General features: G+C 65.1%; 21 protein-coding genes. 16 read left to right on the forward strand and 5 right to left on the reverse strand.

Translation table 11 applies throughout. The annotated features are described in order from the left end of the window. Positions 1-2 precede the first annotated feature (2 nt). Genes ABWP89_RS03795 through ABWP89_RS03805 form a run of 3 tightly spaced genes read left to right on the forward strand, consistent with a single transcriptional unit; the run spans position 3 to position 2,733 of the window. Positions 3-854, forward strand: a complete 852-nt coding sequence (locus ABWP89_RS03795) for a sugar phosphate isomerase/epimerase family protein (protein WP_353227348.1) — start codon at positions 3-5, stop codon at positions 852-854. After that, positions 851-1,969 carry a Gfo/Idh/MocA family protein gene (locus ABWP89_RS03800; RefSeq protein ID WP_353227349.1) on the forward strand — a complete coding sequence of 373 codons (1,119 nt, stop codon included), beginning with the start codon at positions 851-853 and terminating at the stop codon, positions 1,967-1,969. The genes ABWP89_RS03795 and ABWP89_RS03800 overlap by 4 nt, the downstream gene beginning before the upstream one ends. Beyond that, positions 1,969-2,733 carry an SDR family NAD(P)-dependent oxidoreductase gene (locus ABWP89_RS03805; protein WP_353227350.1) on the forward strand — a complete coding sequence of 255 codons (765 nt, stop codon included), beginning with the start codon at positions 1,969-1,971 and terminating at the stop codon, positions 2,731-2,733. The genes ABWP89_RS03800 and ABWP89_RS03805 overlap by 1 nt, the downstream gene beginning before the upstream one ends. Here ABWP89_RS03805 and ABWP89_RS03810 read toward each other — a convergent pair. Both ABWP89_RS03810 and ABWP89_RS03815 read right to left on the reverse strand, forming a co-directional pair. Further along, positions 2,723-3,259 carry a nuclear transport factor 2 family protein gene (locus tag ABWP89_RS03810; RefSeq protein WP_353227351.1) on the reverse strand — a complete coding sequence of 179 codons (537 nt, stop codon included), beginning with the start codon at positions 3,257-3,259 and terminating at the stop codon, positions 2,723-2,725. The genes ABWP89_RS03805 and ABWP89_RS03810 overlap by 11 nt on opposite strands. Next, positions 3,252-4,022 carry an SDR family NAD(P)-dependent oxidoreductase gene (locus tag ABWP89_RS03815; RefSeq protein WP_353227352.1) on the reverse strand — a complete coding sequence of 257 codons (771 nt, stop codon included), beginning with the start codon at positions 4,020-4,022 and terminating at the stop codon, positions 3,252-3,254. Before ABWP89_RS03815 ends, ABWP89_RS03810 begins: the two co-directional genes overlap by 8 nt. Before the next feature lie 309 nt (positions 4,023-4,331). Here ABWP89_RS03815 and ABWP89_RS03820 point away from each other — a divergent pair, with 309 nt between their 5' ends. From ABWP89_RS03820 to ABWP89_RS03840, 5 genes are all read left to right on the forward strand, one after another. Further along, positions 4,332-5,939 (forward strand): MFS transporter, encoded by a 1,608-nt coding sequence (locus tag ABWP89_RS03820; protein WP_353227354.1) that lies wholly within the window; start codon positions 4,332-4,334, stop codon positions 5,937-5,939. A 40-nt stretch (positions 5,940-5,979) separates the two neighbouring features. Continuing rightward, complete coding sequence (locus ABWP89_RS03825; RefSeq protein WP_353227355.1) at positions 5,980-6,516, forward strand: VOC family protein; 537 nt, start codon at positions 5,980-5,982, stop codon at positions 6,514-6,516. Positions 6,517-6,620: 104 nt separating this feature from the next. Further along, positions 6,621-8,468: an acyclic terpene utilization AtuA family protein gene (locus ABWP89_RS03830; RefSeq protein ID WP_353227356.1), complete on the forward strand. Its 1,848-nt coding sequence runs from the start codon at positions 6,621-6,623 to the stop codon at positions 8,466-8,468. Then, positions 8,465-9,283, forward strand: a complete 819-nt coding sequence (locus ABWP89_RS03835; protein ID WP_353227357.1) for a Coq4 family protein — start codon at positions 8,465-8,467, stop codon at positions 9,281-9,283. The genes ABWP89_RS03830 and ABWP89_RS03835 overlap by 4 nt, the downstream gene beginning before the upstream one ends. Before the next feature lie 101 nt (positions 9,284-9,384). Continuing rightward, positions 9,385-10,473 carry a helix-turn-helix transcriptional regulator gene (locus tag ABWP89_RS03840; RefSeq protein WP_353227358.1) on the forward strand — a complete coding sequence of 363 codons (1,089 nt, stop codon included), beginning with the start codon at positions 9,385-9,387 and terminating at the stop codon, positions 10,471-10,473. Positions 10,474-10,484: 11 nt separating this feature from the next. Here the strand turns inward: ABWP89_RS03840 and ABWP89_RS03845 are convergent, their stop codons facing one another. Together ABWP89_RS03845 and ABWP89_RS03850 are read right to left on the reverse strand one after the other, a co-directional pair. After that, positions 10,485-11,957 carry a flavin-containing monooxygenase gene (locus tag ABWP89_RS03845; RefSeq protein WP_353227359.1) on the reverse strand — a complete coding sequence of 491 codons (1,473 nt, stop codon included), beginning with the start codon at positions 11,955-11,957 and terminating at the stop codon, positions 10,485-10,487. An 86-nt stretch (positions 11,958-12,043) separates the two neighbouring features. Beyond that, on the reverse strand, positions 12,044-12,826 hold the full coding sequence (locus tag ABWP89_RS03850) for an SDR family NAD(P)-dependent oxidoreductase (RefSeq protein ID WP_353227360.1): 783 nt from the start codon (positions 12,824-12,826) through the stop codon (positions 12,044-12,046). Between the two features lie 155 nt (positions 12,827-12,981). On the opposite strand from ABWP89_RS03850, the gene ABWP89_RS03855 reads away from it, so the two are divergent. The 7 genes from ABWP89_RS03855 (at position 12,982) to ABWP89_RS03885 (ending at position 19,755) form a co-directional block, all read left to right on the forward strand. Next, positions 12,982-15,114: an oxidoreductase gene (locus ABWP89_RS03855; protein ID WP_353227361.1), complete on the forward strand. Its 2,133-nt coding sequence runs from the start codon at positions 12,982-12,984 to the stop codon at positions 15,112-15,114. Between the two features lie 96 nt (positions 15,115-15,210). Beyond that, positions 15,211-15,684, forward strand: a complete 474-nt coding sequence (locus ABWP89_RS03860) for an Lrp/AsnC family transcriptional regulator (protein ID WP_353227362.1) — start codon at positions 15,211-15,213, stop codon at positions 15,682-15,684. A gap of 5 nt (positions 15,685-15,689) precedes the next feature. Further along, complete coding sequence (locus ABWP89_RS03865; protein WP_353227363.1) at positions 15,690-16,178, forward strand: Lrp/AsnC family transcriptional regulator; 489 nt, start codon at positions 15,690-15,692, stop codon at positions 16,176-16,178. Positions 16,179-16,301: 123 nt separating this feature from the next. Beyond that, entirely contained in the window at positions 16,302-16,934 is a 633-nt protein-coding gene (locus tag ABWP89_RS03870; RefSeq protein WP_353227365.1) for a nuclear transport factor 2 family protein, read from the forward strand. Positions 16,935-16,940: 6 nt separating this feature from the next. After that, the gene (locus ABWP89_RS03875; protein ID WP_353227367.1) at positions 16,941-18,026 is read left to right on the forward strand and encodes an alkene reductase; all 1,086 of its coding nucleotides are present in this window, start codon (positions 16,941-16,943) and stop codon (positions 18,024-18,026) included. Continuing rightward, positions 18,023-18,838, forward strand: a complete 816-nt coding sequence (locus ABWP89_RS03880; protein WP_353227368.1) for an SDR family NAD(P)-dependent oxidoreductase — start codon at positions 18,023-18,025, stop codon at positions 18,836-18,838. The genes ABWP89_RS03875 and ABWP89_RS03880 overlap by 4 nt, the downstream gene beginning before the upstream one ends. A 14-nt stretch (positions 18,839-18,852) precedes the next feature. Next, a complete protein-coding gene (locus ABWP89_RS03885) occupies positions 18,853-19,755 on the forward strand; it encodes a TauD/TfdA dioxygenase family protein (protein WP_353227369.1) in 903 nt (300 codons plus the stop codon). A gap of 38 nt (positions 19,756-19,793) precedes the next feature. Here ABWP89_RS03885 and ABWP89_RS03890 read toward each other — a convergent pair whose 3' ends face one another. Then, positions 19,794-20,906, reverse strand: coding sequence for an acyl-CoA dehydrogenase family protein (locus tag ABWP89_RS03890; RefSeq protein WP_353227370.1), 1,113 nt, complete (start codon positions 20,904-20,906; stop codon positions 19,794-19,796). A 273-nt stretch (positions 20,907-21,179) separates the two neighbouring features. On the opposite strand from ABWP89_RS03890, the gene ABWP89_RS03895 reads away from it, so the two are divergent. After that, on the forward strand, positions 21,180-21,968 hold the full coding sequence (locus tag ABWP89_RS03895; protein WP_353227371.1) for an SDR family NAD(P)-dependent oxidoreductase: 789 nt from the start codon (positions 21,180-21,182) through the stop codon (positions 21,966-21,968). The last annotated feature ends 14 nt before the right edge of the window (positions 21,969-21,982 follow it).

Raw genomic sequence — 21,982 nt, forward strand, 5'->3', positions numbered from 1 at the left:
GGATGGGACCTGGCGATCTTTGTTTCAGCAGTGCGCCTTATCTGCATGTGCCGCTGCTCGACCGGCTGGCACCCATAAAGGCGGCCGGGTTTGCCGGTCTGACGGTCAACCCTGGCGATGTCTGGGCGCTGGAGGCGCAAGGCATGACCGCGGGCGAGATTGCCGGGCGGATCGGCGATGCCGGGCTGACCATTGCCGAACTCGATTGCGCGGCCTGCTGGATGGATCATCAGCGGCAGGGCGCGGATGATGATCTGTCGCGCCTGTTGCGCACGCTGACGGCCGAACGCGTGATCGAAACCGCAGCACGGCTAGGCGCGCCCTCGGTGGCGATGATCGACTTGTCCCCCCTGCCCACCCCGGTCGATGTCGCTGCCAAAGCTTTTGCCAAAGTGTGCGATCTGGCGGCAGACCATGGCCTGAAGGCGCATATCGAATTTCTGCCGGTCGGCGGCATCCGGTCTTTGGCCGATGCCTGGGCCATCGTGTCAGCGGCAGGCCGGGCCAATGGCGGGATCACGCTGGATGCCTGGCATTTTCACCGCAGCGCGTCTTCGCTTGATCTGCTGCACACCATTCCCGGGCACCGCATCCACGCGGTGCAACTGTGCGATGCCCTGCCAACCCCCTTGGCCGATCCCTGGGCCGAACTGATGACGCAGCGGCTGTTGCCGGGCGAAGGGGTGATCGATCTGACCGGCCTGATCCGCACGCTCAATGCGATCGGCTGCACCGCGGCGACCGGCGTCGAAGTGTTCAACCTTCGCCAGAACGACCAATCGCTGGCGCAGGCCGCGCAGGATTGGGCCACCCACACGCGCGCCGTGCTGGCGCAGGCAAGGATCACCGCATGACCCAAACCCCCATCGGTGCGGCTGTCGTCGGCACCGGCTTTGGCCTGTTTACCCATGTGCGTGCGCTGCGGCTGGCAGGGTTTGAGGTGCGCGCCATCGTTGGCCGAGATCTGGCCAAGACCACGGCGCGCGCCGCGCCACTGGCCATTCCGCGCGCCGTCAACGATTTGCCTGCGCTGCTGGCCGATGATCCGGCGATCCGGCTGGTAACCGTGGCGACCCCGCCGCACGCCCATGCGCTGCCCGTGTTTCAGGCGCTGGAGGCCGGGCGGCATGTGGTGTGCGAAAAACCGTTTGCGCGTGATCTGGCCGAGGCGCGCGCCATGCTGGCGGCCGCGCGCGATGCGGGCGTGGTTGCGCTGCTGGGTGCGGAATTCCGCTATGACAGCGCGCAGGCGCTGTTGTCGCGCGTGGTCAAATCGGGCGCGATCGGTGATCCACTGCTGTTCCACCGCATCTATCAGCAACCCGGCGATCAGGGCGAGCCGCTGGCCGACTGGTGGACCGATGCCGCGCAGGGCGGCGGCTTTCTGGGGGCGTTTGGCACCCACATGATCGACCAGGTGCGGGCGACCGTGGGTGAGATTACGGCAGTCAGCGCCATCCTGCGCAAACTGTCGACCGGGCGTCCGGCAATGACCTCCGACGATTATTACAACCTGCAATTGCGCTGTGCCAATGGCGCCATGGCGGTGATCGAAGCGGCGATGTGCCTGCCCGGGCCGTTTGCGATGGGCACCAAAGTCGCCGGCACCACGGGCGCGGCATGGATCCAGTCGGGCGCGGCGTTTGGCGACCCCGAACAGGTCTGGCTGCAGGACGCCGATGGCGCCCGCGCGCTGCCAATGCCGGTGGAACTGGTCAATCCCGCGCCTGAACCCTTTCCGGTGACAGAACTGATCCAGACCGAAATGGATCGCTGGCACACCCAGGGTTTTGATGTCGCGCCCTATGCCAAGCTGTTTGCGCAGGCGCGCGCGTTGATCCTGCGGGAACCAACCCCGCTGCCCGACCGTGCGGCGGATTTCCGCGATGCCGCCGCGGGGCAAGCAGTGCTCGACGCGGCGCGCGCGTCGGCGAAGATGGGCCAATGGGTCGCGGTGGAGCAGGCATGATGAGCACAGGACACGATTTTTGCGCCCATGATTTTTCTGGCGCGCATGTGCTGGTTACCGGCGGCACCAGCGGAATCGGCGCGGCCTGCGCAGCCGCGTTTCGCGATGCGGGGGCGCTGGTGACGATCACCGGCACGCGCGGCTCTCCCGCCGAGTATGAAGCGGACTTGTCGGGCTTTGCCTATCACCGGCTTGATATCGAACAGCCCGAACAGATCGACGCGCTGGCCGCGTCGCTTCCCCGGCTGGACGTGCTGGTCAACAACGCCGGGTTTGCGCTGCCGTCGATCGGGCTGGATGAATGGGAACCCGATGTGTTTGACCGCGCGGTGGCGATGCTGTTGAACGCCGCGTTCCGCATGGCGCGGCGCAGTGTCGATCTGCTGGCGCAAAGCACGCTGCCGGGCGGCGGATCGGTGATCGGCATCGCATCGATGAGCAGCTATTTCGGCATTCCGATCGTGCCCGGCTATGGCGCGGCCAAGACCGGGCTGGTCGGGCTGACGCGGACGATGGCGGTGCACTGGGGCCCCCGGGGCGTGCGCGCCAACGCGGTGGCGGCGGGCCTGACGCGCAGCCGCATGACCGCAGGCACATTTGCGCAAGAGGCGTGGACCGCGCCGACGCTGGCGCGCACCCCGCTGGGCCGGCTGGGGGAACCCGAAGATGTGGCCGGCGCGGTGCTGTTTCTGGCCAGCCCGGCGGCCAGCTGGATTACCGGGCAGACGCTGGCGGTGGACGGCGGCTATACCGTCAGCGGGTGAACAGCGGCAGCCGGGTGTAAACCGGATCGTCGGCGCCGGCGCGGCCGGTGTCCACGCCGGTGCTGCCGAAATCATCGCCGGCCGGCGCCGGCAGATCCTCCGCCTGGTCAAGGATGAACGAACGGTGGGCAAAGCGCCAGACCCCGTCGCGGCGTTCATAGCGATCGGCATAGCGGCCCCAGGCCACGAATTGCCGCGTGCCATCCAGCGTCAGGTGCCAGGCCCGCGCCACCACTTCACCCTCCGCACGATCGCCATTCAGCACATAGAGCGCGCTCAGCATCGCGTGGCTGGTCGCGCGCCAGTTCGCCATCATGCCGGGCAGCCAATCGACGTACCCTGATGCCGAACCGTTATAATAGGGCCGGTGATCGTCGGTGGCGTCATCGTGGTACAGGCTGCGCACCAGCGCCCAGTCGCGGCGGTCCACGCCATGGCCATAAGCGGCGACCAGATGCCGCAACGCCTCGCGGTCGGCCCCCGCCTGCGGGTCGATCGCGCGCGGCGCCAGCGGATGGTCAGACACCGAACCCGCCTGCGACCGCGATCGTCTGCCCGGTCACATAATTGCCACGCCGCCCGGCGAAGAACACCGCAGCCTGACCGATATCCTGCGGGCTGCCCCAGCGTTTGAGCGGCAGCATGGCCTTCACCGCCGCTTCCCATTCGGGGGTGAACGTGCCGTTTTCCTGCCCCACTTTGAACTGCCCGGCATCGATCACGCCGACCAGGATGGAATTGGCGCGGATTTCGTTGACGCCCTCTTCCTTGGCGATGCCCTTGATCAGCGCCTCGTTGCAGGCCTTTGGCGCGACCGACAGCCCGTCAAGCTGTGGCCACCAGTCGTGCCCGGCGCTGCCCAGGTGGACGAAACTGCCGCCGCCGGCCGCGCGCATGTGCGGCAGGGCGGTGTGCACCGCATTGTTGAAGCCAAACGCCTCGATCTCCATCGACTGGCGGAACATGTCTTCGCCCCAATCGGCGATGCGCACTTGCGGCACGACCGGGCCTGCGCCCCACACCACGGTGTGGATGCGGTCATGCGCGGCCACGGCTTCGGCAAAACCGGCTGCGACTTCGGCGCGGTTGCGCACGTCGATGCGGTGGGTGCTGGCCGCTACCCCTTCGGCGCGGATCGCTGCTGCAACGGTTTCGGCCACATCCTGTTTCGATCGATAGACCACCGCCACCGCGCTGCCGGCGCGGGCAAATTCCAGCGCGACCCCGCGGCCAATGCCGCCGCTGCCGCCAAACACGATCGTCGCCCCGGCCGGAAATTCGTCGCCCATCAGCTTTCCCTTACGCTTATCAGCTTGTTAATTCGGGTTCTTGATTGATCCTGTGATCATGCCCAGTCTGCGCCCGCACGCTTGCGCGAACAACGGCGACAGGGAACCGGCGCGGCATTTTGTGGCGCACATCGTTCCATTGGTCGCTTGCGGTGCCGTGGCGCGAAGCGGCCCTTGCTGGCGATGGTTGTGCGCATCTTCCTTGATGGCGTGCGCCGTGCCACAACGCCAGGCGGCTGATAGCCCCGACTGATCCCCGACCGCGCGCGCTGTAATTGCACGCGCGGCGCCAATTGAAAGACCTGCGGCATGACTGACCAGCGGAGCGGACCGCTCTCCATCCCGGCGTTCCGGGCGATCTGGCTGGCCAGCCTGCCGGGCAATGCGGCGTTGTTGATTCTGGGGGTCGGCGCGTCGTGGGAAATGACCGGGCTGACCACGTCGCCGCAACTGGTGGCGACGGTGCAGACCATGCTGCTGTTGCCGGTGATGCTGCTGTCGATGGCGGCCGGGGCGGCGGCCGACATGTACGACCGGCGTATTGTGGCGCTGGCCGCGCTGACCGTGGCGACCATCGGCGCGGTGGTGCTGGCGGCGATTACCGCGGCCGGGCTGCTGACGCCGACCACGCTGCTGGCCGGGTGTTTTCTGATCGGTTGCAGCGTCGCGCTGTACGGTCCGTCGTGGCAGGCCTCTGCGGCCGAACAGGTGCCCGCCGACCTCGCCACGCCTGCGATCGCGATGAACAGCATCAGTTACAACATCGCGCGCAGCATCGGGCCGGCCGTCGGCGGGGTGATTGTGGCGGTGGCGGGGCCACTGGCTGCGTTTGCCGCCTGTGCGATCCTGTATCTGCCCTTGATTGCCGCGTTCTGGGCCTGGCGCCGGGTGCGCGAACCCAGCCGGCTGCCGCCCGAACGACTGGGTTCCGCCATTGGCGCGGGTCTGCGCTATATCATCCACGCGCCGCCGGTGCGTGCGCTGCTGTTCCGGTTGTTTCTGACCGGGCTGATGGCGGGGTCGCTGTCCGGGCTGTTGCCGCTGGTTTCGCGCGATTCGCTGGGCGGCGGCGCGGGGGTCTATGGCCTGATGCTGGGGACCATCGGCGTGGGCGCGCTGGTGGGCGGGGTGGCGGCGGGCCGGTTGCGGGCACAGTTTCCCAACGAATGGCTGGTGCGTGGCGGCACGGCAGTAACGGGCGCGGCCTATGTCGTGATCGCTGCCAGCCACAGCATCTGGATCACCGGGCTGGCGATGTTCGTGATGGGCGCGGCATGGATGGTGCTGGTGACAATCGTGACCATCGGCGTGCAATTGCTGGTGCCGCGCTGGGTGGCCGGGCGGGCGCTGGCCGGATACCAGTCGGCGATCATGGGCGGGCTGGCGCTGGGCAGCTGGTCATGGGGACAGATTGCGGGCGTGATCGGCATTGCCGAAACGATGACCGTATCAGGCATTGCCGTCATCCTGGCGGTCCTGCTGGGCCGGTGGTTGCCCATGCCCAGCGAATCGACCGTCGAACAGGGCAATGAACTGGAAAAACCATCGATGTCGCTGGCGCTGACAGCGCGCAGCGGCCCGGTGGTGATCGAGATCGAGTACGAGGTCACACCCGCCAATGCCCGCGCGTTCTATACGGCGATGCAGCAGACGCGGCTGATCCGCAAACGCAACGGCGCCTATGACTGGTCAATTTCGCGCGATGTTGCCGCGCCGCACGTCTGGCTGGAACGCTATCATTATTCCACCTGGGGCGACTATCTGCGCCAGCGTGACCGTCGCACTGCCGATGAAGAAGCGTTTGAGCGCGACCTGATAGAGCGGTTGTGCACATCGCAGGACATTCGCGTCAGACGTTGGCTGGAACGGCCGTTCGGGTCGGTCCGCTGGAAAGACGATACGCCCGATCGCGGATAGCCAGACAGCGGTAGGTGAAGACAGACAAGGAGCGGATACCATGACAATCAAGGCGCGGCGTGCCGCCATCGACCAGATCGGGATGGTGACCACTGATCTTGACCGCGCGGTTGCGGTGTGGACCGATCGGTTCGGCGTGGGGCCCTGGGTGGTCTATCGCCAGGTCGTGCTGAACGGCGAATACCGTGGTGCGCCCACACGGGTGTGCATGGATGTTGCGCTGGGCTATCGCGGTACCGAACAGATCGAATTGATCGCGGTGCGGTCCGACACGGCATCGCCCTATCAGGATGCAGACGGACGGGCGCTGACCGGGTTGCACCATGTGGCGTGGATTGTCGACGACATCGATGCAGAGGCTGCCGCGCTGGCCGATCAGGGCCTGGAACCGGTGTTTTTCGCCACCAATCCGGCGGTACGCGTGATCTATTTTGCCGACCCGGCCGAACCCGGTATCCTGTTTGAACTGATCAGCGGCGCGACCGCGCGCCACGATCACCGCGCCGGGATGGCGCTGGCGGCGGCGTGGGACGGCACCAATCCGGTCACCGAGATCGATCTGTCGCACTGGGCATGACGCCGCCGGCAATTACGCATTGATTTCCCTGAATTGCATTTTTGGCTCGATATGCGTCGCCAGGATCGCTATCGCTTTGCTCAAATCAAAAAGGTGGAGCACGGATGGCCAGCACGACAACAGCCAGGGCACGGACCGAGGGCCCGGTCTATATCGGCGGAGCCAGTGGTGCGCTCAACGACAGCGAAATCGCCGTACCCGGGCTGCTGCGCGCGGAACGGCTGGATTACCTGATCTTTGACTATCTGGGCGAAGGCGCGATGGCGCTGTTTGCACACCTGAAGCGGATGAACCCGCAATCGGGGTTCCTGCCCGATTTTGTCGATCTGCACATCGGCCCGCATCTGGCCGCGATCAAGGCGCGCGGGATCAAGGTGGTGGCCAATGCCGGCGGGCTCAATCCCGAAGGCCTCGCCGCGCTGATCCGCGAACGCGGCAAAGCGCAAGGCATCGCACTGAAGGTTGCGACGGTCACCGGCGATGATCTGATCGACCGCGCGGCCGATCTGCGAAAGCGCGGCCTGACCGATATGTATGACGGGCGGGCTTTGCCGGAAACGGGCATTTCCAGCCTGCATGTCTATCTTGGTGCGTTCCCCATTGCCGCCGCGCTCGATGCCGGGGCCGATATCGTGATCACCGGGCGGGTGGTTGACAGCGCGCTGATCCTGGGGCCGCTGATCCATGAATTCGGCTGGACCGCCGCCGACCATGATCTGCTGGCGGGTGGCACGGTGGCCGGGCATTTGCTGGAATGCGGCGCGCAAGTGACCGGCGGCACCTTTACCGACTGGCGCGACGTGCCCGATTGGGCCGGGATCGGCTTTCCCATCGGCGAATGCCATGCCGATGGCACGGTCATCATCACCAAGCCGCCGCAGACCGGCGGCCTGGTGTCGGTCGGCACGGTGGCAGAACAGCTGTTGTACGAAGTGGGCGACCCGCAGGCCTATATCGTGCCCGACGTAGTATGCGATTTCAGTGGCATCACGGTCGAACAGGTCGGGCCGGACCGGGTGCGGGTGGCCGGGGCCAGGGGTTATCCGGCGCCACCACTGCTGAAACTGTGCGCCACGGTCGATGCCGGCTGGCGATCAATCGCGCTGATCCCGGTGATCGGGATCGATGCGGTGGCCAAGGCTGAACGCCAGGCCGCCGCGTTGATCGAACGCGTGTCCGGTCAATTGCGCGAACGCGGCCTGGGTGACTGGACGCGCACATATGTCGAGGTCATCGGCACCGAGGCCGGCTATGGCGCGCGCGCACGACCACTGTCCCCGCGCGAAGTCCTGCTGAAGATCATCGTCGATCATCCGCAGATGGCCGCCGCAGCGCTGTTTGGCCGTGAACAGACCACCGCGATCATGAACATGGCGCCGGGCACATCGATCGCGCCGATCATCGCCGCGCCGCGCGCACAACCGCTGACCGACATGGTGTTCGCGCTGATCGGGCGCGACGGAATTGCCGCGCAGGTTGCGATCGATGGCGTGCCGGTGCCGTATGTCGATCCGGTCGTGCCCGGGTTCGATCCCGCAGCGATCGTGCGCGCGCCTGTGCCACCCCTGCCCAACCCCGGTGCGGATGCGGTCACCGTGCCGCTGGTGGCGCTGGCGTTTGCCCGCAGCGGTGACAAGGGGCGGCTGTTCAATGTGGCAGCGATCGCGCGCGAACCCCGGTTCCTGCCGTGGATCAGCGCCGCGTTGACGCCGGACGCCGTCGCCGACTGGTACCGCCATTGCTTTGCCGATCCAACAACCGCCCAGGTGGAAAGCTTTGCCGTGCCGGGCTGTCACGCGGTCAACCTGATCGTGGATGAGGCGCAGGGCGGCGGCATCAACCTGTCGCCCCGGCTCGATCCCGCGGCCAAGGGCATGGGGCAACACTTGCTGGAATTTCCGATACCTGTTCCCGCCGCGCTGGCGGCAGAGCTTGAGGGCACAACGCGATGACCGACCAGACTCCTTATCTTGCGCGCGGTGGGCAAAAAATCACCACCGACAGCACCACGCTGGTCAGTTCGTCCGACTATCTGAACGAGCCGCGTTTGCGCGACTGGCTGGCCACCGCGTTCCTGCGCAAAAGTGGCAAGGATTCGCCCACCACCCACGATGCCTACAAACTCTATGGCATTCTGACCGACCTGTTCGATATCGACCGGATCGAAGCGCTGTTTACCGCAGAGCGCAAGCGCTGGCCCGAACTCGACGCGTGGTTTGCCGAGGGCTTTTCATCAAGCTTTACCGTGGCAGACCTGCTTGCTTGCCCGGAAGGGTCGCTCGGGCATCGTTTTGGCCGTTATATCCACGACAACGGGTTCGAGATCGACATCGTGCCGCGCTTTGTCCCGCGCAACCAGTTTGAATATTTTTCGCTGCGCAGCGGGCAGACCCACGACCTGGAACATATCCTGACCGGCGGCGGGTTCGACATCCTGGGCGAACTGGTTCCCTATTTCACGCGGCTGAGCAATCTGCCCCGGTTTCTTGATCCGGAACTGGTCGGGCTGATCAATGCCGGGCAAGTGCTGGGCGCGCTGCGGCTGATTTCGCGCACCGGGCTGCATTACCATGCGGCCTTTCCGGCGGCATTGGCCGCGATGCGCTGCGGCATGACGGTGGGCGAACAATCGGGGCCATACTGGATGCGCCGGTTCGAAGACGCGTTTCACCTGCCGCTGGAAGAGGCGCGTGCGGCGCTCGGCATTGTCGGCGCGGTCGATCTCGACACCCGCGCGGCATCGCTGACCTGGCCCGAATATGCCTGACCGGTTGAAAATCGCGGCGCGGACCCATTGACCGGCCGCCCGGTCGCCCGATGCCTGTTACGCCGCTGGTCCAAACCACTGACGCCGTTTATGCATCGCGCATGGGCGGCGCCATCGATCCTGCAAGTTCGGACCTGCTTGCCCGGCTTTATGCCGGTGTGGCGAGCGAGCGCCCGTGGCAGGACTTTCTGGAAAGCCTGGCGCGCTGGATGGATGCCAGTTTTGCCACGATCATCATTTCGGCCGGCGGGCGCAGCCATCCCGCCACATTCCTGACCCCCGGCGCCGACGCCGCGTTCAACGCCAGCTATGCCAGTTCGCTGTTTGCCGAGGACCCGTTTCAGGGTCTGCCCGATGGCATAGTGACCAGTTATGCCGAGTTTACCGCCGACCTGCCGCCGGACCAGGCCGCGCCGTTCCGCGCGATCATGCATGATACCGGGTTTGACCAGGTCCTCGGCATCGATTTGCGCTTTGCCCGCCGGTTCGAGGCGCGCTTTCGCATCAGCCGGCACCGCAGCCTGCCCGATTTTACCGCGGTCGAACGCGGGCGGTTGCAGGATCTGGTCGCCCATCTGCGCATTGCCGTCGATCTGTTCGAACGGTTGCAGTTCGCCGGCGCCGAACACGGGGTGTTTCACAGCGCGGCACAAGGCCTGGGACTGGCGATGATGGTGCTCGACCGGGAACGCCACATCGTATCGGCCAATCCGCTGGCCGACCACATCCTGGCCCAGGCCGAAGGGCTGCGGCGGCGCGGCAATCAGCTGGTGTTTGCGCGCAGCGAACACCAGCGCACCGTGGTCGCCCTGCTCGATCATGGCAACCCAGCCGCCGCTCCCGCCCGGTTCCGCGTGGAACGCCCGCACCATGGCGACGTGGTGATCACCGCCCGGCCGCTGGAATTGACCGCAATCCATGCCGGCACCGGCGCGCTGGCGCTGTTTTTCGCGCGCCCCGGGCCGGAACAACCGACCGACCCGCAGATCCTGCGCGATGTGTTTGGCCTGACCAGCGCCGAAGCCCGGCTGGCCGCCGCGTTGACCAGCGGATCGACGCTGGTTGAGGCGGCGCAGGCAATCGGCATCGCGCACAACACCGCCAAAGTGCAATTGCGATCGGTGTTTGCCAAAACCGGGGTGCACCGGCAGGCGCAACTGGTTGCGCTGATCACCTCGCTGGGCGGGTAATCCTGGTCCGCTTACGCCAGCACAGCGTATTCTTCGAACTTTGGCTGGCGCATGGCGTCGTCAAACGCATCATAGGACCACGGCCAGCTGGCTGGCACGCCCTCTGCATCAAGGTACCAGCTGGTGCAGCCTGAGCCAAAAATTGTGGTTTTTGCGGCGGCTATGCGGCGTTCTTCGTAATCGGCGTGCGCCGCGACGGTCGGCGCAACCGCGCGCCCTTCGCCCCGGCGCAGCACATCGACCAGCTGGTCAATATAATCCCACTGCCGTTCTGCAATGTCGATCAGCGAAAAATTGCCGACCGGCCCGGTCGGCCCGTTGAGCATGAAAAAATTGGGAAAACCGGGCAGCGTGATCGCATAGTGCGCGGTGGGCCGGCGCGCCCAGAACGCATCGAGCGTCAACCCGCCCGCCCCGGTCACCCCGGCGGGACGGATAAAGCGATCGGCCTGAAAACCGGTGGCCAGCACCAGCGTGTCAAGCGGATGGAACGTGCCGTCGGCCATACGCACGCCGCCCGGTTCGACCGCCGCGATCCGGCCGGTTTCAACCGACACTGCGGGGTTTTGGACGGCATCGTAATAGGACCACGAATAGATCAACCGTTTGCACGCAGCGCGATAGTTCGGCCGCAGCTTTTCCCTCAGCACCGGATCGCGCACCGAATTTTCCAGGTTCTGCAAACAGTAATCCTCAATCATCTTCATCTGCGGCCCGTCGATATCGGTGATCGCATCGGTAAAGCGGCGCACATTGCCGATATATTCGTCGCTGAAGCGGATCGCATCAATCAGCGCAGGATCGGCGCGAAAGGCGGCGCGTTCCTCCTCGCTATAGGTGAAATAGGGCACCGGCATGATCCATTGCGGCGATCGCTGAAAATGCACGAGGCTGTTCACCCGCGCGGCGATCGCGGTAACGATCTGCACGCCGGTGGACCCGCACCCGATCAGACCCACGTTGGCACCGTCGATCGGCGCGGCATCATCCCAGCGCGCGGTATGGAAGGCCGGCCCGGCAAAGCTGTCGAGCCCGGGAATTTCCGGCATGCGCGGGTGATGCAGCACGCCCGATGCACAGATCACCACATCAAACACCGCGCGTTCACCGGTCGCCAGCGTGACCGTCCATTCGGCCTGGCCATCATCCCAGTCGATCCCGGACACTTCGGCGCCGAACCGGATCGCAGGGCGCACGCCATATTTGTCGACGACCATTTCGAAATAGGTCTGAATCTCGGGCCCGGTGGCATAATAGGCCTGCCATTCGGGGTAGGGTTCAAACGAATAGGTATAGGCATGCGCGGGCACGTCGCAGGTCAGCCCGGGATAGCGGTTTTCGCGCCAGGTGCCGCCGATGCGGTCGGTTTTTTCGAAAACGGTGAACGCCTCACCGCGTTGCTTCAGCTTGATCGCGGCCAATATGCCCGCCATGCCCGCCCCGACGATTGCGAAACGCAGTCCAGCACCCGGTTTCTCGCTCATTGAAATCCCTATCCCATAGCCTTGTAATACGGCCGCTTTTGCCAAGGTGTGCCCGGCCCGACATCACCCGATGGGGTTATGCCCCATCAATGCAGCAGTGTGCCGCCGTCGATATGCAGTACCTGCCCGTTGATCCAGCGGCCATCGTCGGACAGCAGCATCGCCACCACCCCGGCAATGTCATCCACCTTGCCCAACCGCGTGCTGCGGGTCTGGGCAATGCACTGGTCGACAAAGTCGGGCGGCACCTGGCCGCCGGCGAGCAGTTCCGGGGTCATCACGAACCCGGGCGCCACGGCATTGGCAGTAATCCCCGCCTTGCCCCAGCGGCTGGCGACGTGGCGCATCAGCGCGTTGAGCCCGCTTTTGGACATGGCATAGCAGGGCCGCTCCGGCTCTCCGGCATCGCCAGCATCGGAACTGGTATAGACGATAGCGCCGCCGCCCGATGCCAGCAGATGCGGCAGCGCCGCGCGCGTGCACAGCAGGGCCCCGCGCAGATTGACCGCGATCGTGCGGTCAAACACCGCCAGATCGACATCGAGCGCAGTGCTGTCGGCAAAGATCGTGCGCAGATCGGCGGCGTTGGCATGCACCCCGTCCAGCCGCCCCAGCCGCGCCACCGCGCTGGCAAAGGCGGCGTTGACCGATAGCTCATCCACCACGTCGATCGCCACGGCAAAGGCCTGGTACCCGCTGGCGGTCATGCGTTCGGCCACCGCACTGGCCGCGGGCAGGTTGATGTCGGCAATGCACACCCGCGCCCCTTCGGCACACAGGCGCGCGACGGTGGCCGCGCCGATCCCGGTGCCGGCGCCGACCACCATGATCGCCTTGTTGCGCAGTCTGTCTCGCTGCCTGTCGTGCATTCCTGCCCCTATCGGTTTTCCTTGATTGTCGTAGAACAATCGATCATGCGTTACGCAATGACAAGGCGAAATGCCGTCAGCAGAGGATAAATGCGGTTTTTGCGCAGCAAGTCTGTGACGCTGCCCGATCACCCGCCTGAAGGACGCGTGCGACGATGACCTCGAACCTGTACCCCCACCTTCTGTCCCCCGGTCGCATCGGCACGCTGGAGCTGAAAAACCGCATCGCCGTTACCGCGATGGGCGTCAGCCTGTCAGAGGATGACGGCACGGTCGGCGAACGGCTGATCGCCTATCACGAAGAGCAGGCGAAGGGCGGCGTCGCGCTGATCATTTCCGGCGTGGCCGGGGTCGCCTGGCCGGTCGGCGCGGTAGCCATGGGCCAGACCGCGATTTCGGATGACCGGTTCATCCCCGACCTGCGCCGGCTGACCGACCGGGTCCACGCGCATGGCGCAAAGATCGCCACGCAATTGCACCATGGCGGCTTTGTCGCGGGCTATTCGCACGCGCGCTGGGGCCATCCGTTGTGGGGACCGGCGGTGCCGCCAGCCGCCAAGGGCAATTTCATCGACTATTTCCTGATGGAGGAACTGGCGGGCCTGGCGGGCATGAAAGCGCCCGAGATCAAAGTGCTGGAACAGGCAGACATCGATCTTGCGGTCAGCCAGTTTGCCGCCGGTGCACGCCGGGCCAAGCAAGCCGGGTTCGACGGAGTCGAAATCCATGGCGGGCATGGCTATCTGCTGTCGTCGTTCACATCGCCTTATACCAACAACCGCACCGACGGGTATGGCGGCAGCCTGGAAGGTCGCCTGCGCCTGACGCTGGAGGTGATCGCGGCAATCCGCGCCGAAGTCGGCGCTGATTATCCGGTCTGGATCAAGCTCGATTCGCGCGAAGTGGGCAAGCCCGGTGGCATCACCATCGACGATGCGATGGCCGCAGCGCGGCTGGTGGAGGCGGCTGGCGTCGATGCCATTACCGTGACGTCCTATCACGACACCGGCCAGGGCAAGCTGCATTCGGAATCGAACATCCCGCATATCGAGGATACCAACCTGCCCGCCACCGCGCAGATCAAGCGCGCGGTAGCGATCCCGGTGATCGGGTCGGGCCGCATCGAAGTGCCGACCGCCGATGACACCATCGGCAAGGGAGAGGCCGATTTCATCGCGATGGGTCGAAAACTGCTGGCCGACCCGCATTTGCCCGCCAAGCTCATGCGCGGAGAGCCCGAAAAGGTGCGCCCGTGCATCTATTGCTATACCTGCGTCAGTGCGATTTACATGGGTCAGCCGTCACGCTGCGCGGTCAATGCGTCACTCGCGCAGGAATACCAGGGCGTGCCAGCGCCGGCCCCCGCCGGTGCCGCGCCGATCGGGGTGATTGGCGGTGGCCCGGGCGGCATGGAGGCGGCGCGCCAGTTGGCGGCGCTGGGCTACCCGGTCATTTTGCTGGAAAAATCGGACCGGCTGGGCGGCACCTTGCGTTTTGCCGGCCTCGCCTATGAACCCAACGAGAGATTGCTCGACTGGCTGCGGCGCGAAGTGCGCGACGCGGGCGTCGATGTGCGGCTGTCGACCCCGGCAACGCCGGAACTGTTGCGCACGCTGGGGATAACACAGGTGGTGGTTGCCACCGGCGCGGTGCGCGGGATGCCGCCGATCCCCGGCAACGACCAGGATCACGTCTTTTCGGGCGACGACATGCGCGCGATGATGCTGGGTGAAGATACCGATGCGCTGAAACGCAAGACCGGACTGTTTACCCGGATCGCGACCAAACTGGGCGCAGCCACTGGCGCCACCGCCAATCTGGCGCTGGTGCGCAAGGCGACGCATGCGTGGATGCCACTGGGCCAGTCGATCGCGATTATCGGCGGCGAACTGGTCGGGCTGGAACTGGCCGAATTCCTGACCGAGCGCGGACGGACGGTACACGTGATCGAAGAAGCGCCGCGGCTGGGCAAAGGGCTGACATTGGTGCGGCGGATGCGGCTGCTGGCAGAACTGGCGGAACATGGCGTGGGTCTGCACGGCGGGGCCGGCGATGTGGCGATCGGCAAGGACAGTGTGACCTTTACCGATGCCACAGGCACGGCCCGGACCGTGGCGGCCGACCACGTGATCGTCGCGCGCGGGGCGGAAGGCGATCTGTCGCTGGCCGAGGCGCTGACCGCCGCCGGGTTTGCGGTCCATGCCATCGGTGATGCGCGCGGCGTTGGCTATATCGAAGGGGCGATCCGCGGCGCGGCCGAGGCGGTGCGCGCCATCGCAGAACAATGAGTGCGAAACGATGAGCGCGCAACAATGGAGTTGACGCCGCGCGGGCTGATGCGCAAACCGCCGGAGCAGCACAATGCGGGAAAAATGCCGGGGCTTATGACGCAAACCTTCAGTTTCGACGCCACCGACCTCAACATTGTCGAGCAATTGCGCAAAAACGGCCGCGCCAACAACCAGCAGATTGCCGAACTGCTGGGGCTGACGGCCACCACCGTATCCACCCGCATCAAACGGATGGAGGATGCCAACCAGCTGCGCGTGGTTGCAGTGTCGGACTTTACCGCGCACGGATTCAACGTGCTGTTGCGGATCTCGGTCGAAATCGATGGTCGCCCGGCATCGGATGTGGCGCACGAACTGGCCGCCCTGCCCGAAGTGTTTGCCGTGCATATCGTTACCGGACGCTATGACATCGACATGCTGGTGGCGCTGCACGATTTTGAGGATCTGTCGCACTTCATGCTCGACCGCCTGTCCGGAATTCAGGGTATCCGCGCGCTGACCCCGGCGATCGTCGTCGATATCAGCAAATACCAGTTCGACGTCGCCCCCATCGAGGCGAAGGAGTAAGCGCGATGGCAGCCCCGACGCTCGACACGCTGGACCAGCAACTGATCGACCTGTTGTCGCGCGATGCGCGCGTGTCCAACCGCAAGATTGCCGCCGAACTGGGCGTGACCGAGGGCACCGTGCGCGGTCGCATCAAGCGGCTGCAACAGGACGGGCTGATCGCCTTTACCGCGATCACCGGTTTTGAAATGGCCAAGCGGGCGCGCCTGGCATTCATCAACGTGCAGGCGGACGTCGACAAAGTGCGCGAAGTGGCGCGCGCGATTGCCGACATTCCGCAGGTCAACGCCGTGCTGATCACCATGGGCCAGTTCAACATTACCGCCATGTGCCTGGTCGATGAACTGGATGCACTGGTGGAAATCGCCTCTGACCAGATCCTGACGATCAAGGGCGTGCACCATGTCGAAACCTCGATCGCGGTGAAAACGATCAAATACAATGCACGCATGGCCAAGATCACACGCCCAATGGAAGTGGTCGACGAAGACTGACTGTAACAGCGTATATGCGCCACGTTGCGCATATGGCCTTTGCATTTGCGTAAAATGAGGGCTATGGGATAGCGCAAATGGCGCACCGGCCGCGTGTGCCCGCTGTTCCGAAAGGCCCGCGCGATGACCGACATGTCCGCCCTGCTCGCCCGCATCGACCGGCTGGAATCGCTTGATGCGATCCGCCAGTTGCCCGCGAAATATTCGCTGGCGCTCGACATGCGCGATGGTGATGCCTGGGTGAACCTGTTTCCCGCCGATGTGCGCGTCGGTGGCGGCAAGCAGGGCCGCGCGGCGCTGCGCGACTGGTTTGATGAAACCCATTCGATGCAGTTTGATGGCACCAGCCACCACATCGGCGGGCACGTGATCGATTTTGATGATCCCGACCATGCGCAAGGCGTGGTCTATTCCAAAAACGAACACGAATGCGGGCCTGAATGGGTGCTGATGCAGATGATGTATTTCGACCAGTATGAACGCGTGGACGGACGCTGGTATTTCCGCCGCCGCCTGCCGCTGTACTGGTACGCCAGCGACCTCAACAAGCCGCCGGTGGGGGATCGCAAGATGCGCTGGCCCGGCGTTCCGCCCTATCACGGCAGCTTTCACGACTTGTTCCCCAGTTGGAAAAGCTATTGGGAACGGCAGGGCAAGCCGCATGACGGCCCGGTCGAACCGCCCGCTCCGCTCGAAAAATTCATCGAAACCATGCGCCGCGGTGCCCCGCTGCCCAAACCGCGCGTGCGGAGCTGAGTGGTGATGGCCGACCTGTTTTCACCCGTGCGGCTGGGCGATATCGATTGCGCCAACCGCATGGTGATGGCGCCGATGACCCGCGATCGGGCCGGGCCGGACGATGAACCCACCGACCTGATGGTGGAATACTATCGCCAGCGCGCGTCCGCCGGGCTGATCATTACCGAAGGCACGCAGCCGACGCCGGCGGGCAAAGGGTATTGGCGCACGCCGGGCATTCATTCCCCCAAACAGATTGCCGGATGGGCGCGCGTGGCAGAGGCGGTGCATCAGGCCGGCGGGCGCATCGCCATGCAGTTGATGCATGTCGGCCGCGCCAGCGTGCGCGCAAACAAGGCGCCCGATGCCGAGACCATCGCGCCGAGCGCCATCGCCTGCCCCGATCCGATCCCGGGCCCCGACGGCGTGCCGGTGCCAACCGAACTGCCGCGCGCATTGCTGGCCGAAGAAATCCCGAACGTGATCGCCGACTATGTCACCGCCGCGCGCAATGCGCGCGCAGCGGGGATCGACGCGGTCGAGCTGCATTGCGCCAGCGGCTATCTGCCGATGCAATTCCTGTCGTCCAATTCCAACCTGCGCACCGATGCATGGGGCGGATCGGTGGCCGGGCGCATCCGGTTCGCGGTGGAAACGCTGACCGCGATGGCCGCCGCAATCGGGCCGGGCCGGGTCGGCTTTCGCATCTGCCCCGGCGTATCTTTCAATGGCATGGCGGATGCCGATCCGGCCGAAACCTATGCCGCCCTGCTGCGCGCGGTCGATGGCCTGGGCCTGGCCTGGTGCCACCTGATCCATATTCCCAACGCGGGGTTCGATGCGCTCGATCTGGTGCGCGCCAACTGGTCCGGCCCGGTGATCGAAAACGGCGGACTGACGTGCGACAAGGCGCAAGGGGTAATCGCGTCGGGCAAGGCTGATGCCGTCTCTTTCGGTTATGCCTATATTGCCAACCCCGATCTGGTGGAACGGTTCCGCGCCGGCGCCGCCTTGGCCAAAGCCGACCGGACGACATTCTACACCGGCCATGGTGACGATGCGCGCGGGTATACCGACTATCCGGCGGCCAAAAAGGAAGCACAATCATGACCCGTCTGAACGGCAAACGCGCGGTGGTGACCGGCGGCGCACAAGGCATCGGCGCGGCAATCGCGCGGCGCCTGGCCAGCGAAGGTGCGCTGGTCGCGGTGCTCGATCTTGATGCCATCCGCGCGGGTGCCGTGCTGGGTGATCCGCATCACGGATTTGCCTGCGATGTGGCCGATACCGCGTCGGTCGATGCCGCGTTTGCCGCGGTGCGTGCGGCGCTGGGCGGTGTCGATATCCTGGTCAACAACGCCGGCATCGGATCGGCGCCGGGCGATGGCATGGCCGAATTTTACGCCGGCCAGGCCGCGCAGGCGAACGACCCGGCGGCCCGAGCCGACCAGACAATCCACGCCGACCAGACGATCCACTGCCAGGACGAAGGCTGGCTGCGAGTCATGACGGTCACGCTGGACGGCACATTCCGCTGCAGCCGCGCAGCCATCCGCATCATGGCCGAACAGGGCAGCGGCGGGTCGATCATCAACATCGCCTCTACCGCGGCGGTCGCCGGCAACGGCCCGATCCCCTATTGCACGGCCAAGGCCGGGATCATCGGCATGACCCGCGCGATGGCGCGCGAGCTGGCCCCGCGCGGCATCCGCGTCAACGCAGTCAACCCCGGCGCCACCGAAACCCCGATCTATGCGCCGCTGCCGCAAGAGGTGAAAGACGCGGTCGCTGCCGACAGCGTGATGAAGCGGCTGGCCCACCCCGATGAAATCGCCGGCGCGGTGGCGTTTCTGGCCGGCCCCGATGCCAGCTTTGCCACCGGCAGCACGGTTACGGTCAACGGCGGCAGCTGGTTTATCTGAAGGGAACCGGGCCGATGCCGTTTGCCGTACAGCCACTGACCAGCGGGTTCGGATGCGAAGTGACGGGGATTGACCTGTCGGTCGCGATCGCGCCCGAAACCGCGCTGGCCTTGCGCCAGCTTTGGCTCGATCATGGCGTGCTGGTGTTCCGCGGCATCGGCACCTCGCCCGACGCGCAGCTGGCGCTCAGCCGCTGTTTTGGGGAACTGGAGCCGCACCCGATCCCCAAATTCCGGCACCCCGATCATCCCGAACTGATCCTGCTGAGCAATCAGGGCGGCTCTACCAGCCCGGTCTATGATTTCGACGGCGTACCGACGATTGGCCGCATCCCGTGGCATACCGATCTGGCGTTTGCCACCACCCCCAATGCCGGCGCGCTGTTGCGCATGGTGCAAAAGGTGGAAACCGGCGGGCAGACCGGCTGGCTGGACACCGCCGCCGCCTATGACGCGCTCGATACCGCGACAAAGGCGGAAATCGCCGATCTGGAAGCAGTCTATCTGTTCTGTGCCGGGCTGGAGGACATGCGTTTCAACCGTCCCGCGGGACGCCGGCTGTCCCCGCGCAACGACAATTATCCCGCATTTGCGCCGGTCGCCAATCCGCTGGTGTGGACCCACCCCGAAACCGGGCGAAAGGTGCTCAACCTCAGCACGCTCAATATCGACCGCGTGATCGGCCGCCCGCGTGATCAGGGCGACGCGCTGATCCACCGCCTGATCGCGCACGCGCTCGACCCCCGGTTCCAATATATCCACGACTGGGAAAACGACGACATGGTGCTGTGGGACAACCGCCGCACCATGCACATGGCATTTGGCCACCCGGTCGATCAGATCCGCATTGTCCACCGCACCACGATCAGCGGCAGCGTTGCGATGGGGCGGATTCTGGCCGCCGAAAGCGGAGTATAAAGCCCCTCCCCTGAAGGACAGGGGGAAACATGATTATATTACAGAAACATATCCTTGTTTTCCGCGCCCATCAGCACCGCGGCATAGTTGCGTGCAAAGCCGGCGGGGTTGTTGGCGACATGCGCGCGGGCCATGCGCACATCGTGCCACAGGTCCTGAAACGCATTGCCGGCATAGACCGAGCGGCCACCTGCCACATCCATCAGCAGGTCCATCGCTTCGATGCAGCGATCAGCGACCAGGCTGGCCTCATAGCGGGACCGCACGCGGTCCAGGATCGATGGTTTGAACCCGCAGGCCTCCATCTCTTCAAAATTGTGCACCATGATCTTTGCGCTGGTTTCCGCCAGCAACGACGCGCGCGCGATGCGATCCAGCACGTCGGGATCGGTCGGGCTCTTGGTCTGGTCGGTGCTGGCCAGGCCGACGCGGTCGCGAAACAGCGACAGGGCATGGCGCACTGCGCCGATCGCGCTGGTATTGACCACGCGGATGAACACTTGCGCCCACGGCAGGTCATAATAACCGGGCGGCTGGTGGTGGATACCATGAAAGCCATCCATCTGTTTGTGCGTGCGATAATCGGGCACGAACACCGGGGTATCGATGACAATGTCGTTCGATCCGGTCGCCTGCAGCCCCATCGTATGCCAGGTATCCTCGATCCGGTAATCGGCGGCGGGCACTAGGAACGTGCGATAGCCTTCGGTCGGGATCACCCCACCCAACAGCACCCAGTTGCAATGCAGGCTGCCGCTGGACCAGCCCCAGCGCCCCGACAGCATCACCCCGCCGTCAACCAGTTCGGTATGCGCACCGACCGGGTTGTACGAGCTGGAGACCATGGCATCGGGCCCATCGGCCCACACTTCATCCTGTGCGCGCGGGTCCAGCAGCGCGATCTGGTAATTGTGCACGGCAACGATGCCAAGCGCCCAGGCCGTGCTCATATCCGCCTCGGCCAGATCGACCTGATCACGAAAGAAATCCTGCGGTTTGGCCTGGCTGCCGCCATATGACGCCGGCGTGAAGTGACGGATGAACCCATCGCCAATCACCGCCTGCACTACGTCATCGGCAATCCGCCGGTTCCGCCGCCCATCATCAGCCCGTGCGGCCACCAGGTCCAGCGTGGACGCGGAAATTGCCATGCACCTTCTCCTTAAACGAGTCATGCGTACCAAAACGCATGACATATTTCGCATTGGATCACAGCATAGCGCCACTGTTACGCTTTGCGCAAGTTTCCCGCGGTTCGCGACACGCATTGCCCCAAAGGACAGGACCGCTGCGCACCTCATGCACGCACAATTGCATGAACACGCATTTTTTACGTCAGAAATTTACGCATATCTCTTCCCAAACCGCCAATAATATGGCTATCTGCGTCTTCGTTGGGTCATGATAGACAAAGGATGCAGGCCATGGTGCGCGATTTGCAGGGGAAAGTGGCGTTTATCACGGGCGGCAGCGACGGCATCGGCCTGGCCACGGCGCGCATGCTGGCCCGGCGCGGCGCGACCGTGGCGATCTGCGCGCGCCGGACCGACCGGCTGGAGGCGGCACGCGCTGCCATCGCCGCAGAGTGCGGCGACGCGGCAGATGCCATGGTCGAGGCGCACCAGCTGGACGTATCCGACACCGATGCCTTTGCCGCGCTGGTTGCCGATGTCGCGGCGCGTCACGGGCGGCTGGACATGCTCGTCAACAACGCGATGTCGGTGCACTATGCGCCGATTGCGCGGCTGACGATCGACCATTGGCGCAAGGATTTCGCGGTCAACGCCGATGCGGTGTTCATTGGCACCAAGGCGGCGATGGCGGTGATGACTGCGCAAGGATCGGGATCGATCGTCAACATTTCATCGACCTGCGGCATCCGCGCAGCACCGATGATGGCCAGCTATTCGGCTTCAAAGGCCGCGTTAATCCAGTTTACTGCGGTCGCCGCGATGGAGGGCGCGCGCCAGGGGGTGCGCGTCAATGCCATCGTACCGGGCCAGGTGCAGACCCCGGCGACCGAAGCCTACAACACCCAGGCCCCCGACGCGGCGGCGCGCACCACCGATGCCATCCCGATGGGGCGCGGCGGCCAGCCCGATGAACTGGCCGAAGCGATCGTGTTCCTGCTGTCTGACGCGGCGAGCTATATCACCGGGGTCGCACTGCCGGTCGATGGCGGCAAGGCGGCGCAACTGTATATTCCGGGTTGACCGCAAATTGCGGC

The organism is Novosphingobium sp. (genome assembly GCF_040398825.1).
Taxonomy (GTDB): domain Bacteria; phylum Pseudomonadota; class Alphaproteobacteria; order Sphingomonadales; family Sphingomonadaceae; genus Novosphingobium.

What these genes read in the sequence shown, in the direction of transcription:
- ABWP89_RS03800 (WP_353227349.1), top strand. Translation starts at nt 851, where the DNA reads ATGACCCAAACCCCCATCGGTGCGGCTGTCGTCGGCACCGGCTTTGGC.
- ABWP89_RS03855 (WP_353227361.1), top strand. Translation starts at nt 12,982, where the DNA reads ATGACCTCGAACCTGTACCCCCACCTTCTGTCCCCCGGTCGCATCGGC.
- ABWP89_RS03815 (WP_353227352.1), bottom strand. Translation starts at nt 4,022, where the DNA reads ATGGGCGACGAATTTCCGGCCGGGGCGACGATCGTGTTTGGCGGCAGC.
- ABWP89_RS03865 (WP_353227363.1), top strand. Translation starts at nt 15,690, where the DNA reads ATGGCAGCCCCGACGCTCGACACGCTGGACCAGCAACTGATCGACCTG.
- ABWP89_RS03830 (WP_353227356.1), top strand. Translation starts at nt 6,621, where the DNA reads ATGGCCAGCACGACAACAGCCAGGGCACGGACCGAGGGCCCGGTCTAT.
- ABWP89_RS03835 (WP_353227357.1), top strand. Translation starts at nt 8,465, where the DNA reads ATGACCGACCAGACTCCTTATCTTGCGCGCGGTGGGCAAAAAATCACC.
- ABWP89_RS03805 (WP_353227350.1), top strand. Translation starts at nt 1,969, where the DNA reads ATGAGCACAGGACACGATTTTTGCGCCCATGATTTTTCTGGCGCGCAT.
- ABWP89_RS03850 (WP_353227360.1), bottom strand. Translation starts at nt 12,826, where the DNA reads ATGCACGACAGGCAGCGAGACAGACTGCGCAACAAGGCGATCATGGTG.
- ABWP89_RS03890 (WP_353227370.1), bottom strand. Translation starts at nt 20,906, where the DNA reads ATGGCAATTTCCGCGTCCACGCTGGACCTGGTGGCCGCACGGGCTGAT.
- ABWP89_RS03845 (WP_353227359.1), bottom strand. Translation starts at nt 11,957, where the DNA reads ATGAGCGAGAAACCGGGTGCTGGACTGCGTTTCGCAATCGTCGGGGCG.
- ABWP89_RS03880 (WP_353227368.1), top strand. Translation starts at nt 18,023, where the DNA reads ATGACCCGTCTGAACGGCAAACGCGCGGTGGTGACCGGCGGCGCACAA.
- ABWP89_RS03870 (WP_353227365.1), top strand. Translation starts at nt 16,302, where the DNA reads ATGACCGACATGTCCGCCCTGCTCGCCCGCATCGACCGGCTGGAATCG.
- ABWP89_RS03895 (WP_353227371.1), top strand. Translation starts at nt 21,180, where the DNA reads ATGGTGCGCGATTTGCAGGGGAAAGTGGCGTTTATCACGGGCGGCAGC.
- ABWP89_RS03840 (WP_353227358.1), top strand. Translation starts at nt 9,385, where the DNA reads ATGGGCGGCGCCATCGATCCTGCAAGTTCGGACCTGCTTGCCCGGCTT.
- ABWP89_RS03820 (WP_353227354.1), top strand. Translation starts at nt 4,332, where the DNA reads ATGACTGACCAGCGGAGCGGACCGCTCTCCATCCCGGCGTTCCGGGCG.
- ABWP89_RS03825 (WP_353227355.1), top strand. Translation starts at nt 5,980, where the DNA reads ATGACAATCAAGGCGCGGCGTGCCGCCATCGACCAGATCGGGATGGTG.
- ABWP89_RS03885 (WP_353227369.1), top strand. Translation starts at nt 18,853, where the DNA reads ATGCCGTTTGCCGTACAGCCACTGACCAGCGGGTTCGGATGCGAAGTG.
- ABWP89_RS03795 (WP_353227348.1), top strand. Translation starts at nt 3, where the DNA reads ATGGGACCTGGCGATCTTTGTTTCAGCAGTGCGCCTTATCTGCATGTG.
- ABWP89_RS03860 (WP_353227362.1), top strand. Translation starts at nt 15,211, where the DNA reads ATGACGCAAACCTTCAGTTTCGACGCCACCGACCTCAACATTGTCGAG.
- ABWP89_RS03875 (WP_353227367.1), top strand. Translation starts at nt 16,941, where the DNA reads ATGGCCGACCTGTTTTCACCCGTGCGGCTGGGCGATATCGATTGCGCC.